Raw genomic sequence first — 14,980 nt, 5'->3', positions numbered from 1 at the left:
GTCGCGAGAGGGCGGGCCTTCAGCAGCCCGCCCTGTTTGCCGGTACTCACCCGGCGATCATCTCCGTCCACTTCTGGTTCAGCCAGTCGGACTTGGTCGTGTAGAGGTCGTAGCGGGGGATGATCGGCTCGATCTCCGACGACACGGCCGAAAACTCCTCGTCTGTGAGATCGAGCGTGTCGCGTCTCAGCGTGGGGGCGGTGCCGACCTTTCGCGACATCAGGCTTTGGATCTCCGGCTGGCTCATATAATCGATGAAGACATGCGCCTCCTCGGTCTTGTCCGAAGCGCGCGTCAGAACCCAGTTGCCGGAATCCTGGATTCCGCCTTCTTTCGGAAAGGTTGAACGCACGGGAAAGCCATCGGCTGCGGCAAGGCCCGTGACGTCGTGATAGTACTGTCCCATCGGGATTTCGCCCGACTTCAATGCCTGCTCGAACTGTGCCTCGTCCCGATACCACAGCCGCACATTGGGCTTCACCTCGGCAAGCTTCTCGAAGGCCGCAAGCTGGCCTTCCTCGGTATCGAGCGAGTCGGTCCCGCCCATGAAGGTTTTGGCGGTGACTTCCAGCAGGAAAGAATTGGAGACCAGCGCGAGGAGGCCGAGCCTATCCCTGTTTTCCGGATCCCAGAGCGCGGCCCAGGAATCAGGCGGCTCGGGATAAGTATCGGTGTTGGTGACCAGCGTAATGTACCAGGCAACGGCTCCTATGCCCGCCACGCGGGAGTCCGGGTACTTCGAAATGAATTGCGGGAGCAGGTCGTCGTAGTGCCCGATCTTGGCGGGATCGAGTGGTGTCCAGAGCTCCGTCTCCTGGCCTTTCAGCGTCGCCACCTGAGACATCATCGAGACGTCTGCCGGTGCCTGGCCGGCGCGGGCGGCCTGTTCGAGTTGCACCAGCCAGGCTTCACCGGTCGGCTCGGCCACAGATTCCACGGCGATGCCGGTGGCCTTGGTGAACTCCGGAAAGATGTTCTCGTCGAAGGAGTCCTTGAAGTAGCCGCCATAGACGCCGACCTTGAGCGACCTGTCCTGCGCACGGAGAATGGACGGCACGGCAAGCATACCCACGCCGGTCAGGCCGGCAGCCAGAATCTTGCGGCGGCTGATACCCATCTTGTGAATTCCCTTCATTTTTTTGTTCTCCTCTAGGTGGGCCGTTTTTCAGCCCGGTTCCCTTTTGTTTCTTATAATATTTCCGCTTCAATCCTGTTTTGTGTTCACCGCAGGGCTGAAGACCATGAGACTCAGAATCTCGAACAGCGCCTGCGCGCCGGCATGCGCGGTGTTGGCCGTCGCATCATATTGGGGCGCGACCTCGACCACGTCGCCGCCGACAAGGTTCACGCCCTTGAACCCGCGCAGGAGCTCCAGCACCTCGCGCGTGGTAAGTCCGCCTATTTCCGGTGTGCCGGTGCCAGGCGCGAAGGCCGGATCGAGGCTGTCTATATCGAAGGAGAGATAAGTCGGACCGTCGCCGACTACTTCTCGCGCCTTTTCGATGATCGCGGGAATGCCAAGAGCCGACATTTCTTCGGCGTGGATCACCGTCATGCCGGATTCGTAGGAAAACTCCCAAAGATATTCGGCCGCGCCGCGAATGCCGATCTGGATGGTGCGGGTCGGGTCGAGAACACCGTCAAGGACCGCGTTGCGGAACGGCCCGCCATGATGGAACTTGGTCTGGTCGAAGGCGCCGCCAGTATCGCAATGGGCATCGATGTGGATCATGCCGACTGGCTGCTGACTGCCCACAGCCTTGAGGATCGGGTGGGTGATCGAATGATCGCCACCCACAGAGAGTGGCACGACGTCCGCGTCGATAATTTTGCGCACATAACGCTCGATATCCTCGTGTGACTGCTCCAGTCGGTAACGGCTGGCGAAGGGCACGTCGCCGATATCGGCCACGTTGAGGTCGAAAGCCGGGGCGCAGTCGAGCACGTGGTTGTAGGGGCCGATGCGCTCGATCCCACGAACCGCGCGCGGGCCGAAGCGTGAGCCCGGCCGGTTGGTCACACCGAGATCCATGGGCACGCCCAGGAGGGCGACGTGGAGGTTGGTGAGATCGGGAGCGGCGGGATCGACCTGTCGATAGGGTGCCGAAAGGAAAGTTGGAATGCCGGCATAGGGCGCCAAGCGTGTTCCGGACTCGGAGAAAATCTTGTCGGCGACGCGGCGGAAGCGCGGGTCGAACAGCTCGCCGCCATGGCCCTCGCCATATTTCTTCCTGAGTGCTTCGAGCTTCGCGTGGTCCCAGGCCATTCAGTTCCCTCCCCGCTTGCCTTGACCGGTGGATTGGACGCTACCTCGCGGGCGGTTCCGACCAGTCGACAATGTTCAAGATCGCTGAATGGTGGTGCAGAGCAGTTGAAAATGCAATTGATATTGTTATAGGGATCACTGTGAGAAAAACTAACAAAAGGCCCCCCCCGTGGCCACACGCCTGCCTCCGCTCAATCCGCTGCGCGCCTTCGAGGCGGCGGCGCGGCATGGTTCGCTGACAAAGGCGGCGGTGGAATTGAACGTGACCCATGGCGCGGTGAGCCATCAGATCCGCGCGCTCGAAGCTTCGCTCGACGTGAAGCTGTTCGAGCGGGCAGGCCAGCGTCTGAAGTTGACGGGGCATGGCGCCGAACTCTTGCCGGCGGTCGCCTCTGCTTTCGAGGAGATCGCGACGGCGACGGCGCGCATGACGCGGCCGACCACTTCCGGTTCCCTGTCTGTCACCTGCGTTCCCGCGCTTCTGTCGCTCTGGCTCATCCCGCGTATCGGCGGCTTTATCGCCCAATATCCGGAAATTCGGCTGACGCTCGATGCATCCAACGATCCCGGCAACGTCCACTCGCCTGATGTCGACGTGGCAATTCTTTACGGGGACGGGAACTGGACCGATAGCTGGGTCAAGCTATGGACATCACTTGACCTGTTTCCCGTCGTCAGTCCGACGCTGATCAACAACCGCCCGATCCGTACCATTCGCGACATGAGCGACCATGTGATGGTCCATGCCGACGACGGACGGGAGTGGCATACCTGGCTTGCAGCGGCCGACGCGCTCGACCTGAAGCGCGGACCGCAGTTGCATATGTCCGACGCGCGCCTTGCAACCGAGGCGGCGGTGCATGGTCTTGGCATTGCGCTGGGCGACACCCTGACGGCAGCGAGCCTTCTGGCCAAGGGACAACTCGTCGCCCCCTTCAATCTCGCCGTGCCGGCTGTCGACGCCTTCTATGTCGCCTGCCGGAAGGATTTGAGGGCGGCACCGATTGTCAACGTGTTCATCGACTGGCTGTTTGCCGCGCTCGAGGAAGACGATGCCCGGGCAGAGCCGCAAAGCTCAGCCCGACGGGCACTGCGCCGGGCGACGGGGAAGCCCGTCGAGACCAGGCGAATTTCGCGACGCGCCGCGAAGCTTAGATCCATAAGGAAATAGATCATCATGCCCCTGCCGGTCCCCAATCCGCTCGTTGCGGAGCTTTCGCCGCCGCCGATCCCCTCCGTGCAGGGCTGGGCGCGCGCCTATTCGGGCAGGCATGGGCCGCTGATTGACCTTTCACAGGCCGTTCCGGGCTATCCGCCGCACAAGGATCTGCTGCGCTGGCTTGGCGAAGCGGCTGCTTCCAAGGCCTATGCGGGTTACGGCGATATCGAGGGGGAGCCGGCGTTGCGCACGGCCTACGCGCTCAATGTCTCGGCGCTCTACGGCGCGGATATTGCTGCACGAAACGTCCACATTACCTCCGGCTGCAATCAGGCCTTCGTTGCCGCCGTGATGGCCGTCGCCGCGGCAGGCGACGCGATCGTGGTGACCAATCCCTGGTATTTTAACCATGAGACGACGCTCAGGATGCTGGGAATCGAGGCGCGGACCGTCGATTGCCTGCCGGAGCGGAGTTTCCTTCCCGATCCTAAAACGATCGAGAAGGCGCTCGGGCCGAAGGTGCGGGCAGTCGCGCTTGTCTCGCCCAACAATCCGACGGGTGCGGTCTATCCGCCGGCGCTTCTCAATGCGATTTTCGAAATCTGCCACAGGAACGGCGTGTGGCTCATTCTCGACGAGACCTATCGCGATTTCCTAGCACTTGGCACCGAAAGGCCGCATAGGCTCTTCTCGGCACCCGCCTGGAACGAGGCGTTGATCCAGCTCTATAGTTTCTCCAAATCCTTCTGCATTCCCGGCCACCGCCTCGGTGCCGTGGTGGCGGACCAGCCTGTCGTGGTCCAGATCGGTAAAATCATGGATAACCTCCAGATCTGCGCATCGCGGGCGCCGCAAGCAGCCGTCGCCAAAGGTCTTTCGGCCTTAGTCGAGTGGAGACGGGCAAACCGGACCGAGATCGCGGCTCGCGCTGAGGCCCTGGTCGAAACATTGGGAGAAATGGCCTGGCAGGTTGAGGCGATTGGCGCCTACTTCGCCTTCGTTCGCCATCCCTTCGAGGGAGTGAGTTCTGTCCGCGTGGCCGAAGAGTTGGCGAAGCGTACCGGCATCGTCACAATCCCAGGCGAGTTTTTCGGTCCCGGTCAAGAGCGGTATCTCCGCTTCGCCTTCGCCAATGCGACGGTCGCCACCGTCTCTATGCTACGCGAGCGTCTGCAAGGATTTACATTGGCGTAAGGGAGAGCAGAGATCAGCGCCGGTTCTGCCGCAGATATTGGGAGACGGGCACCGCGCTGAAGGTTCTGTAAGGGGGCGGGGCTGTTGATCCCGTGTTCGATGATGCATTGATCGAGCCCCGCTCCTCCGGCGTGAGCGGCTCGTCCCGGTTGTTCACGGAACGACCTATGAAGAGCTTGAGCAGGTCAGCCTCCTGCTAGCCTCCCGAGCCGGGCTGAGCACTGCAGAAGTGTCGATGGCGGAAGTCGCGGCCAAAATCGCCGAACTGGTCGCTACTTAGTCGCGCCGGGGTTCGAACCGGAGGCTGAGCGACGTTTTTCGGCGAATACCGCAGGTTTCTGCGGCGACTTGCCTTCCTCCTGCACTTCGACCAATTCGAAAGCGAGTGTCTGCTTTCGCGGGCTTCATCTCCGAGCCTTAATGACCGATATCAGGCGCAAAGCGGTCGCTTCTAGCAACGTGTCCCGATGACCGCTTCACCGCTTCGGACCGATAGCTGATCGATTTTGAAAGTGTCTCTTCCGCTTGGACTATGTTGGTGTCAACAGACTGGCGGGGGAGGGGGATGACGGCTATATTTAGCACGAGCATCTGAACGGCGCATTGGAGAAGAAATATTGTCAGGACGAATGCGCGCGCGGATATGAATTACTCTGGGCCACGGTTTGCCGTCGCACCGATGATGGATTGGACGAAAAACACGGAAATTTCAATATATTAATGAGATGTCCGTGCAATTCCCGTGCAGCAAGTGAGCGAAATCGAGCCAATCTTCGCGTGCCCCGGGGAGATCGTTGATTACGCCAGCTACCCCGATTTGGACCTGATCGGCTGGAGCGACAGCCTGCTGCTGTGTCCAGTGGACTGGCAAGTCTGTGATTGTCGGGGACCCACGGGCGGCATAAGGTGAGCTTGTTAGAAATATAGACGATCCCGCGATGCGACGATTACCCCCGCTGAAGGCGCTGCAGGCTTTCGAGGCCACTGCCAGACATGAGAGCGTCACCAGGGCGGCCGACGAACTCAATGTGAGTCACAGCGCCGTCAGCCAGCAGATCAAGGCGCTCGAGCAATATTTCAATCAAAAGCTCTTCAGAAAAAAGGGCAACGGGCTGGAGCTGATGCCCAAGGCGAGAAACTACCTGCAGGACATCAAGCAAAGTCTCGATCTAATCGCCGTCGCGTCAGAAAATCTTTCAAGCTCGGGCGCGTTAAAAAGGGTGCGCGTGAACGCGACGCCGACCCTCGCCACCCAGTGGCTCATACCGAGGGTCGCTGATTTTCAGCGTGCTTACCCCACCATCGAGGTGCGGATAGAGACATCGACGACCGATGAATTGCGCAACGAGGCCGAAAACAACGACCTGATCATCAGACGATATCCGATGAAGCAGTCGGGAATGGTGTGCACGCGCCTGCTGGAAGACGAAACGATAGCCGTTGTGTCTCCGAGGATTTTGGAGGATCGGCATGTTGCCGAAGCGTCGGAATTGCTGAACTACGACCTGCTCCATATCAGAAGCCGGATATCGGCCTGGCCGACCTGGTTTCGCAAGGCTGGCATCGAATCGAGCCAGACCCTGAAGGGCCAGGTCTTCGACCACATTTTTTTGAGCATTGCCGCGGCCAAGAACGGAGCCGGCATCTGCCTGACTCCGCGCGCCTTCGTCGAGCAGGAGCTCGAAGAAGGGCGGTTGGTCAACCTCTGTCCGGACGTCGTTGTGATCGGGTCGGGCTTCTTCGCCCTTTACGACAAGCAGAACCGGAGCATCCGCAATATAGAAGGACTTCTCGACTGGCTGATGCGGCGCGTTCCAAACGGTACCCCCGATGGCATGGACGTCGAATGGGAACTCTATTCCTAACACGGGATCGGATAAGGCTGACGTCCTGCCTTCAGATCGCTGTCATCTTTGGGTCGTCAAACTGTCATTAAAACTTAATGTTCTGGAATATTTTCCACTATTTCCGGCAAAAATCTTCCCACCTTCGTTAGTTATACTAACACAAGGGTAAATTTCTGTTGCTTTCATTCTCTCTGCCCTCTCCGTAGGGGAGTCCTCAGGCTCGGACGAAAGCCGGCTTGGGGAACCTGGGAGTGTAGGCGTGACGGAACTCGTTTTAGGTGACATCAGGAAATCCTATCACCACGTCGAAGTCCTTAAAGGCATAAGCCGTCGGATTCCCGACGGAACTTTCTTCACGCTGCTCGGGCCGAGCGGATGCGGAAAGACAACCCTGCTGCGTGTCGTGGCGGGATTTGTCGCGCCCACAGCCGGCAGGGTGCATTTCGGTGCAGAGGATGTGACGCATGTCGCGCCGCACCGGCGCGAAATCGGCATGGTCTTCCAAGATTACGCGCTTTTCCCCGACAAATCGGTGTTCGAGAACGTTGCCTACGGCCTTCGCGCGCGCAGAAGGCCCAATGACGAAATCAAGCGCAAGGTTGGCGAATATCTGGAGCGGGTCGGACTTGGCGGCCTGAGTAACAGGCTGCCAACGGAAATGAGCGGAGGTCAACGCCAGCGCGTGGCGCTCGCCCGCGCGCTCGTGATCGGTCCGCGGGTTCTTCTGATGGATGAGCCGTTGTCCAATCTCGACGCCGCACTACGCGTGCAGATGCGCGACGTGATCCGTTCGCTGCAATTGGAAACCAAGACCACCACCATCTTCGTGACGCATGACCAGGAAGAAGCCCTGGCCATGTCAGATCAGATCGCGGTGATGAAAGATGGCCGCATTGACCAGTGCGGGGCGCCGGACGAGGTCTACCGCAACCCGCGAACGGCCTATGTCTCACGCTTTGTCGGCTCGGCCAACCTGCTCGAAGCCAGGCCGATGGGCAACCAGACCGAAGAGGTGGGCCGGTTTGAGGTCAATGGGACAATCGTGACGGGCCGGACGATGTCCGAAGCTGCCGATGGCAGATATCTTGTCGTTGCCCGTCCGGAGAATCTCGGGATCCGCAAGGCCTCTGGCGCACCCGGTGAAGGAGAAGTCGCCGGGCGCGTGCGATCGCTACAGTTCCAGGGTTACCGAACGAGCTACCGGGTCGTTCTGTGCGGTGGCGAGGAAGTCAATGTCGAGACATTTGGAGAACTGGCCGCCACCCCCTTGGGGCGGGGCGACGAGGTCATCATCTCGTTCAATGACAAATGCCTCTTTGTGCCGGAGGCGTCGTCATGAACCGTTTCCTGCCCTGGGGGCTTCTGAGCCTGTTCGCCCTCGGCTTTCTGCTTCTGTTCATCGCCTATCCGATCCTAGGGGTCCTGCTGCGCAGCTTCATCGGGGAGAAGGGCGCCTTCTCGACAGAGGGTTTTGTCATCTTTCTCACGCAAGGCCGCTATCTCGAAGCTCTGTTGAACTCGATCATCCTCGGGATCGCGGTCACCTTTATCTGTACGCTGGTCGGCGTGTTTCTCGCCTTCATCGTGGCACGCTTCGAAATTCCCTTCTCCAATATCGTGTTCCTCCTGCCGCTGTCGGTCCTGATCATTCCGGAGCTCATCTCGGCACAGTCCTGGATCATGGTTTTCGGCAACAACGGACTGATCACGCACCTGTTCGATGCGCTGGGAATACCGTTTCCGCGCTTTTACGGCTGGTTCGGGCTCATCTATGTGATGACGCTCACCTACTACGTCCACATCTTCCTGGCCGCGCTTGCCGCACTGCGCGGGTTTGACCACAGCCTTGAGGAAGCCGGCCAGAGCCTCGGCACGGCACCGCTGCCGACATACATCCGGGTCGTCTTCCCCACCATCCTACCGGCGGTTTTGTCGTCGGGACTGGTCGTCTTCACGCTGGTCGTCGGGAACTTCGCGATTTCCATCGCGCTCGGTCAGCGCGTACCGCTCCTGTCGGTCCTGACCTATCGCAGCTTCATCAGCGAGCTTGGGGGCAACCCGACCATGCAGTCGACGCTGGCGATGGTCTCGATCCTTCTTGTGGCGTCGGTCCTGTTCCTCCAGCGCTGGTATATCAGCAAGCGCGATTACCAGATGGTGGCCGGCCGCACGCCGCCACGGGCAAAGCTCAAGGGCTGGAAGTCCCTGTTGGCCGGCGGTTCGGCCGGCTTGATTATCGTCCTTTCTCTGCTGCCCGCATTTGTGGTGCTCGCCGGCTCTTTCACCTATGCACGCGGCCCGGTCATGTATTGGGGGCAATTCACCCTCGACAACTACACCCGTATCCTGGACTTCAACCTCGGTGTCATCGGCAACTCGCTGAGATTTGCCTCTCTCGCCACGCTTTTCGGCGTGACCTTCGCGACACTGGTGTCCTACCTCCTCGTCAAGAAGCGGAACGCGCTCAGTTCGACGCTGGATTACCTGCTGCTTTTGCCGCTTACCATCTCGGGAACGGTGCTTGGTATCGCGTTGGCCCAGGGGTTCAATTCCGGACCACTCGTCCTCACCGGAACGGCGGCGATCATGGTGCTCGCCATGATGCTGCGGCGGCTGCCCTTCGGCGTGCGCAATGCGTCGTCCAATCTGCACAATATTTCCAACTCGCTAGAGGAAGCATCCGTCAGCCTAGGCGTCCCTCCCGGCCGCACCTTTTTCAACGTGGTATTGCCGTTGATGGCGCCGGGAATTGCAGCCGCGGCCATTCTGACATGGGTGACGACCGTGGCCGAACTCAGCGCCAGCGTCGTCATCTATCAGGCCGGGCAAGAGACGCTTCCCATCCAGATTTTCCGGCTCATCAGCAGTGATCTGATGGCGCGGGCCTCCGCGTTCGGCGTCATCAACATGATCATCATCCTAGTACCCGTCTTCTTCGGGATCCGGGTGATGAAGGTGAAATTGTTTTCGTCCTAACCCCAGGGAGCACAAAATGAAAAAGGCACTTTTGAACCTTGCCACGGCAGCGACCCTCTCATTGGTCGGCATCCCGATCGCGACAGCTGGCGAAGTCAATCTCTATACATCGAACAGCGAGGACTCGGTGGCGATGGTCCTCGACAAGGTGCGCGAGGAAGCTCCCGACATTACCATCAACGTGATTGCGGGCAGTTCCGGCACACTGTTGCGCCGTATCGAAGCGGAAAAGAATGCCAATGTTGCGGATCTGTTCTGGAGCAGCGGTTTTTCGACCCTCGCCGAATTCGCCGATCTCTTCGTAAAATATGACAGTCCGCAAGTGGACAACCTACTGCCCGCATTGAGGGCGGAGGACGATCCGTGGACCGGAACCAACACCCACGTCATGGTCCTGATGATCAATGAGGACGTGATCGAGGGCGATGTCCCGCAAAGCTGGGAGGACATTCTCAACGAAAGCTGGAAAGGCAAGGTCACGATGGCTGACCCCGCCAATTCCAGCTCCGCCTACGCTCAGCTCTATGGGATTTACACGCTCTATGGCGAGGAAGGCGTCCGCAAGCTCGCCGGTGTCGTTGAGCTTCAAGGCTCGACCAGCGGGGCATACAGCTCGGTGGCGCAAGGTGAATATGCCGTCGGAATGACAATGGAATACGCCGCGCAGCGCTACGTCGCCGGTGGCCAGGAAGAGATCGAACTCGTTTATCCCTCCGACGGCACCTTCCTGTCGCCTGAGGGGCTGGCTCTGATCGAGAATGCGCCGCATCCCGAAGACGCCAAGCGCGTCTACGATCTGCTTTTGTCGCATGACATTCAGGCAGGCCTGGTTGGCCTGACCTTCCGTCGTCCCTCGCGCGCGGACCTTGACGATGCCCTCAAATCGAGCGGTCTCCCGCTCATGAACAACATCAACATCGTCGATATCGATCAGGGCAAGGCGGCGTCCGACCGCGAGATGCTGCTCAACCTCTGGACCGAAGCTCGGGACTGAGGCCTCCGCAAGTCTGGGGCCGGGTAGAACCGGCCCTTCTCCTTCAAATCCAAAGGACCGAAAAATGGGTATCCTGTCTGCCAAATTGTCGGCGGTAAAACCTTCGCAAACAAAAGCCATGACGGCGCTTGCCGCGACTTTGCGGGCTGAGGGCAAATCGATCATCACGCTCAGCCAGGGAGAGCCGGACTTCGGCACTCCGGAAAACATCTCCCAGGCAGCCATTAATGCCATCCATGCCGGGCGCACCAAGTATACGGCTGTCGCCGGTATTCCCGAACTGCGCGAAGCAGTGGTGCGAAAATTCCAGCGCGAGAACTCGCTGAACTTCACGACGGACCAGATTACCGTCGGCTGTGGCGCAAAACAGCTCTTGTTCAACGCCCTGGTAGCAAGCCTCGATGCGGGCGACGAGGTCGTCTTCCCCACGCCGTGTTGGGTGTCCTATCCGGAGATGATCAAACTAGCGGGCGGCGTTCCCGTGCCGATCGAAACCCGTGTCGAGAACGGCTTCATCATGCGGCCCGACGATCTGCGTGCGGCCATCACGTCGAAAACGAAATGGCTGATGCTAAATTCGCCGTCCAATCCGACCGGAGCAGTCTATACGCGCCAGAACCTCGAGGATCTTGCGGCGGTGCTGCGCGATTTCCCCGATGTCTGGGTGCTGGCCGACGACATCTACGAACATCTGGTCTATGGCGAGGCCGAGTTCAGCACGATGGCCGAAGCAGCCCCCGATCTCGCCTCGCGCACGCTGACCGTCAATGGTGTCTCCAAATCCTACGCCATGACAGGATGGCGGGTTGGATATGCCGGCGGCCCGATCGAACTTGTCAAGGCCATGAACACAGTGCAGGGGCAATCGACCTCGCACACCTGCTCGATTTCCCAATACGCGGCCGTCGAAGCCCTCAACGGCGACCAGAGTTTCATTCGTGAATTCCGCGATGCCTTCAAGGTGCGCCGGGATCTCGTCGTGAACCTGATCAACAATATCCCGGGTCTCGAATGCAGTACACCGGACGGAGCGTTCTATGTCTTTGTCGGTTGCCAGAAGCTTCTTGGCCGCGACACGCCCTCTGGCAAACGGCTTGAGACAGACATGGATTTTGCCATGTACCTCATGGAGGAGGCCGGCGTGGCGGTCGTGCCCGGCTCGGGTTTCCTCGCCGCCGGTTTCATCCGCATCTCCTATGCGTCCTCCGAAGACGATCTGAAAAAGGCTTGCGCCGCTATCGGGCAAGCAGTGTCCAAATTCCCATCCCCGCAAGACGTGGCTTAGGCCTGAAAGGTTCAAATGATGCGAAAGACAAGCAAAAATCTGCGCGAGATTGTGGCCAAGGGGGAAATGGCGCGGGTGATGGCCGCGCACGATCCACTCTCTGCGATCCTGGTCGAGGAAGCCGGATTCGACGGTATCTGGGCCAGCGGGTTTGAGTATTCGGCCGCAATGGGCCTGGCCGATGTTTCGCTGGTTTCCATGGCCGAGCACCTCACCAACATGCGCCATATGGCGGAGCGCACCTCGTTGCCGATCGTGGCCGATGTCGACACCGGATACGGCAATGCGATCAACGTGCTCTATACGATCGAGCAGTATGAAGCCGCCGGGGCCGCCGCCGTCGTGATCGAAGACAAGATGTTCCCCAAGGTCACATCACTGATCGAGGGCGGCCGGCAGGAACTGGTCTCCATTCCCGAGTTCCAGGGTAAGGTCGAAGCCGCCGTCAGCGCGCGCAAGGATTCCGATTTCCTGATTATTGCGCGCACCGAAGCGTTGATCGCCGGCCGCGGCGAGACGGAAGCCCTGGAACGGGCGCGCGCATATGAAGCGGCTGGTGCCGACATGATCCTCATTCATTCCAAGCAGAAGACGCCCGACGAGATCGAGAGCTTCATCAACAATTGGGACGGGAACGCGCCGATCGTCATCGTGCCCACCGCCTACCCGCAGATGACCGAGGCGCGCGCCAAGGCCCTGAAGAAAGTCGGCATCCTGATCTATGGCAATCATGCGGTGCGTGGAGCCGTCACCGGCATGCGGCAGGTCTTTGCGCAGATCATCAAGGATGGCGGCATTCAGAATACCGACGCGGAGATTGTCCCTGTTTCCGAAATCTTTCGCCTGCAAAGAATGGATCAGGTGACGGAAAGCGAAAAGCGCTTCCTGCGCTGACCGGGCGATTCCGCTCCACGGCCGTGCCCGCCCGGCGCGGTGGACACGGTGGCAATCGGAAGGAACAATTATACGCGCGTAGGACATTCAGATGACGCTGCGCGCGTTCTCAGCACGCACTTCTTTCACGCTTGCATAAGACGACGCTGATCGTTCGGGAGACTGAATTGCAGGACCTTGCTGTTTTGGACGATGCGGCAACAGATCCCGCGCATCGCGGCTTTCTGTCCGATGTCGATGCGATGTTCCGCCGGGCGGTGGAACTGGTGCCGATGCAGGATGGGCTGGCCGAGAAGATCCGCATTTGCAACGAGACCTATATCACCCGGTTCGGCGTGCGGTTGCGCGGCAGGATGTTCACTTTCGAGGGCTGGCGAGCGGTGCATACCAATCATCCGGCGCCGGCCAAGGGCGGCATCCGGTATGCACCAAACGTCGATCAGAGCGAGGTCGAGGCCCTGGCGGCTTTGATGACCTATAAGTGTGCCCTGATGGATCTGCCCTTTGGAGGCTCGAAGGGGGCTCTGAAGATCAACGTGGCAGACTGGACTGACGCCGAACTCGAGCGCATCACCCGCCGCTTCGCCCAGGAATTGGCGCGGCAGAATTTCTTGAGTCCCGCCATCAATGTGCCGGCGCCGGATGTAGGGACGTCCGAGCGAACCATGGTGTGGATGGCCAATGAATATCTGCGCATCCATCCAGGGGACATCAATGCCGCTGCCTGCGTCACAGGCAAGCCGGTAACGGCTGGGGGCATTGAGGGGCGTGTCGAAGCCACAGGTCGGGGCGTGCAATATGCCATTCGAGAGTTCTTCAATAGTGACCGCGATCGAGAACGCACCCGACTGCCCAAATCCCTCGACGGATGCCGAGTCATCGTCCAGGGCTTGGGCAATGTGGGATATCATGCGGCAAAATTCCTCGCCGAAGATGGTTGCCGGATCATCGCGGTGATTGAGCGGGACGGGGTGGTCGGCAAAGCGGATGGCCTCGATGTCGAAGCTCTCAAGGCGCATGTGGACAGCCGTGGCGGCGTCAAGGGTTTCGGCGGTGGCGACTACGACCCGGACGGCGCCGGGGCTTTGGAACGCGCGTGCGACATTCTCATTCCCGCCGCGCTCGAAAGCGTCATTCATTCCGGCAACGCTCAGCGGATCAAAGCTCAGTTGATCGTAGAAGCGGCGAATGGACCCGTAACCTACGCGGCGGACCACATCCTCAACGAGATGGGAGTCGTGATCATCCCCGACCTTTTCGCCAATGCCGGTGGTGTCACCGTCAGTTATTTCGAATGGGTCAAGAACATCACGCACATGCCCTTCGGGCTGATGCAGCGCCGTCAACGCGAGCGCGAACAAGCAAGACTGATCGAAGGGTTGGAGCATGCGCTCAATATCGAGTTTGCTCCCGAGCACAAGACCGCCTTCGCCACCGGTGGTGCTGAGCTTGATCTTGTGCGCTCCGGTCTTGAGGAAAAGATGCGCGCGACCTATGCCCGAATGTCGGTTCTGTTGGCCGACAACCCTGCCGTGACCGATTTCCGTACCGCTGCATACGTCCTCGCTCTTACGCGCATCAAGGGGCTGTACGAGGCGATTGGGATTTGATGGCGCTAAAGGCTCAAGGCCAAGGGTCTCGGGGCAACGCAGGCCTGCCACCATAACAGGACCAGCAATCGTAGAAGAACCGGGAACCCAAGTGCCAAACCACGCCAAACTCGCTGCCAACAGGGCGTAAGAACATGCGAACGGGAAACCGCCGCGATCGCCACCAAGGGAAGGTCTGGCACGGTGGCGTACGCCACGAGCCGTGCGATGCCATCGGCGGGTGAGGCGGGTAGATGAAGATTCATACACCCTTCAAAGCAGTGACCCAAGACTGCAAACAGAGGCATGCGGCCATCGTGAGCCAAGAGACGATTGGTCCTTGGCACTAGCTGGCTAACAGGCGGAGGCTGCGTCTGCGGGCGATATTTTGATCACCCGTTTGATGATGCGCGGGGCGATAGGTGTCGTGACCGACGGAGGCTTCCGTGACGCGGCGCGGATCGGCGAACTCGATATTCCAGCCTATCACACCCGGCCATCGAGCCCGACCAATTTGACGAACAACGAGGCGATCGCGATCACCAGCCCACCGCTTGCGGTGATGCACCTGTCTTTCCCGGCGATCATCGTTGGTGACGAGGATTCCGTGATTGTTGTGCCTGCGCATCTGGCCGAAGAGGTGGCGAGCGAAGCGACCGAAATGACCATCTATGAGGATTTCGTCGTTGGTCTGGTCAAGACCGGTACGTCCATCATCGGGCTTTATCCCTGCACCAACCCTGAATTCGAGGCCAGCTTTGCCGCGTAGCGCGCTG

The 14,980-nt window shown here is 59.8% G+C and carries 11 protein-coding genes and 1 pseudogene; 10 read left to right on the top strand and 2 right to left on the bottom strand.

Translation table 11 applies throughout. The features are described from left to right. Positions 1-46 precede the first annotated feature (46 nt). Complete coding sequence (locus N1058_RS14340) at positions 47-1,135, bottom strand: ABC transporter substrate-binding protein (RefSeq protein WP_420847991.1); 1,089 nt, start codon at positions 1,133-1,135, stop codon at positions 47-49. Positions 1,136-1,204: 69 nt separating this feature from the next. Next, positions 1,205-2,266: an agmatinase gene (speB, locus tag N1058_RS14335; protein ID WP_265518271.1), complete on the bottom strand. Its 1,062-nt coding sequence runs from the start codon at positions 2,264-2,266 to the stop codon at positions 1,205-1,207. Between the two features lie 169 nt (positions 2,267-2,435). Here speB and gcvA point away from each other — a divergent pair, with 169 nt between their 5' ends. The 10 genes and pseudogenes from gcvA to N1058_RS14285 all read left to right on the top strand — a co-directional run. After that, positions 2,436-3,437 (top strand): transcriptional regulator GcvA, encoded by a 1,002-nt coding sequence (gcvA, locus tag N1058_RS14330; protein ID WP_265518270.1) that lies wholly within the window; start codon positions 2,436-2,438, stop codon positions 3,435-3,437. Between the two features lie 6 nt (positions 3,438-3,443). Continuing rightward, on the top strand, positions 3,444-4,619 hold the full coding sequence (locus tag N1058_RS14325; RefSeq protein WP_265518269.1) for an aminotransferase: 1,176 nt from the start codon (positions 3,444-3,446) through the stop codon (positions 4,617-4,619). A gap of 938 nt (positions 4,620-5,557) precedes the next feature. Continuing rightward, on the top strand, positions 5,558-6,484 hold the full coding sequence (locus tag N1058_RS14320) for a LysR substrate-binding domain-containing protein (RefSeq protein ID WP_265518268.1): 927 nt from the start codon (positions 5,558-5,560) through the stop codon (positions 6,482-6,484). Between the two features lie 241 nt (positions 6,485-6,725). Then, positions 6,726-7,805, top strand: coding sequence for an ABC transporter ATP-binding protein (locus N1058_RS24130; RefSeq protein ID WP_265518267.1), 1,080 nt, complete (start codon positions 6,726-6,728; stop codon positions 7,803-7,805). Next, positions 7,802-9,442 carry an ABC transporter permease gene (locus tag N1058_RS14310; protein WP_265518266.1) on the top strand — a complete coding sequence of 547 codons (1,641 nt, stop codon included), beginning with the start codon at positions 7,802-7,804 and terminating at the stop codon, positions 9,440-9,442. Before N1058_RS24130 ends, N1058_RS14310 begins: the two co-directional genes overlap by 4 nt. Before the next feature lie 16 nt (positions 9,443-9,458). Further along, positions 9,459-10,436 (top strand): extracellular solute-binding protein, encoded by a 978-nt coding sequence (locus N1058_RS14305; RefSeq protein WP_265518265.1) that lies wholly within the window; start codon positions 9,459-9,461, stop codon positions 10,434-10,436. A 64-nt stretch (positions 10,437-10,500) separates the two neighbouring features. Then, positions 10,501-11,721 carry a pyridoxal phosphate-dependent aminotransferase gene (locus N1058_RS14300; RefSeq protein WP_265518264.1) on the top strand — a complete coding sequence of 407 codons (1,221 nt, stop codon included), beginning with the start codon at positions 10,501-10,503 and terminating at the stop codon, positions 11,719-11,721. Positions 11,722-11,736: 15 nt separating this feature from the next. Further along, entirely contained in the window at positions 11,737-12,615 is an 879-nt protein-coding gene (locus N1058_RS14295; protein WP_265518263.1) for a phosphonopyruvate hydrolase, read from the top strand. A gap of 242 nt (positions 12,616-12,857) precedes the next feature. Continuing rightward, the gene (locus N1058_RS14290) at positions 12,858-14,225 is read left to right on the top strand and encodes a Glu/Leu/Phe/Val family dehydrogenase (protein ID WP_265518503.1); all 1,368 of its coding nucleotides are present in this window, start codon (positions 12,858-12,860) and stop codon (positions 14,223-14,225) included. A gap of 358 nt (positions 14,226-14,583) precedes the next feature. Then, positions 14,584-14,973: pseudogene (locus N1058_RS14285) on the top strand (RraA family protein); the annotation flags it as partial. Positions 14,974-14,980: the final 7 nt, after the last annotated feature.

Origin of the sequence: Nitratireductor luteus (assembly GCF_026162365.1) — a bacterium.
GTDB lineage: Bacteria > Pseudomonadota > Alphaproteobacteria > Rhizobiales > Rhizobiaceae > Chelativorans > Chelativorans luteus.
This window is presented reverse-complemented; position numbering and strand designations above follow the sequence as displayed.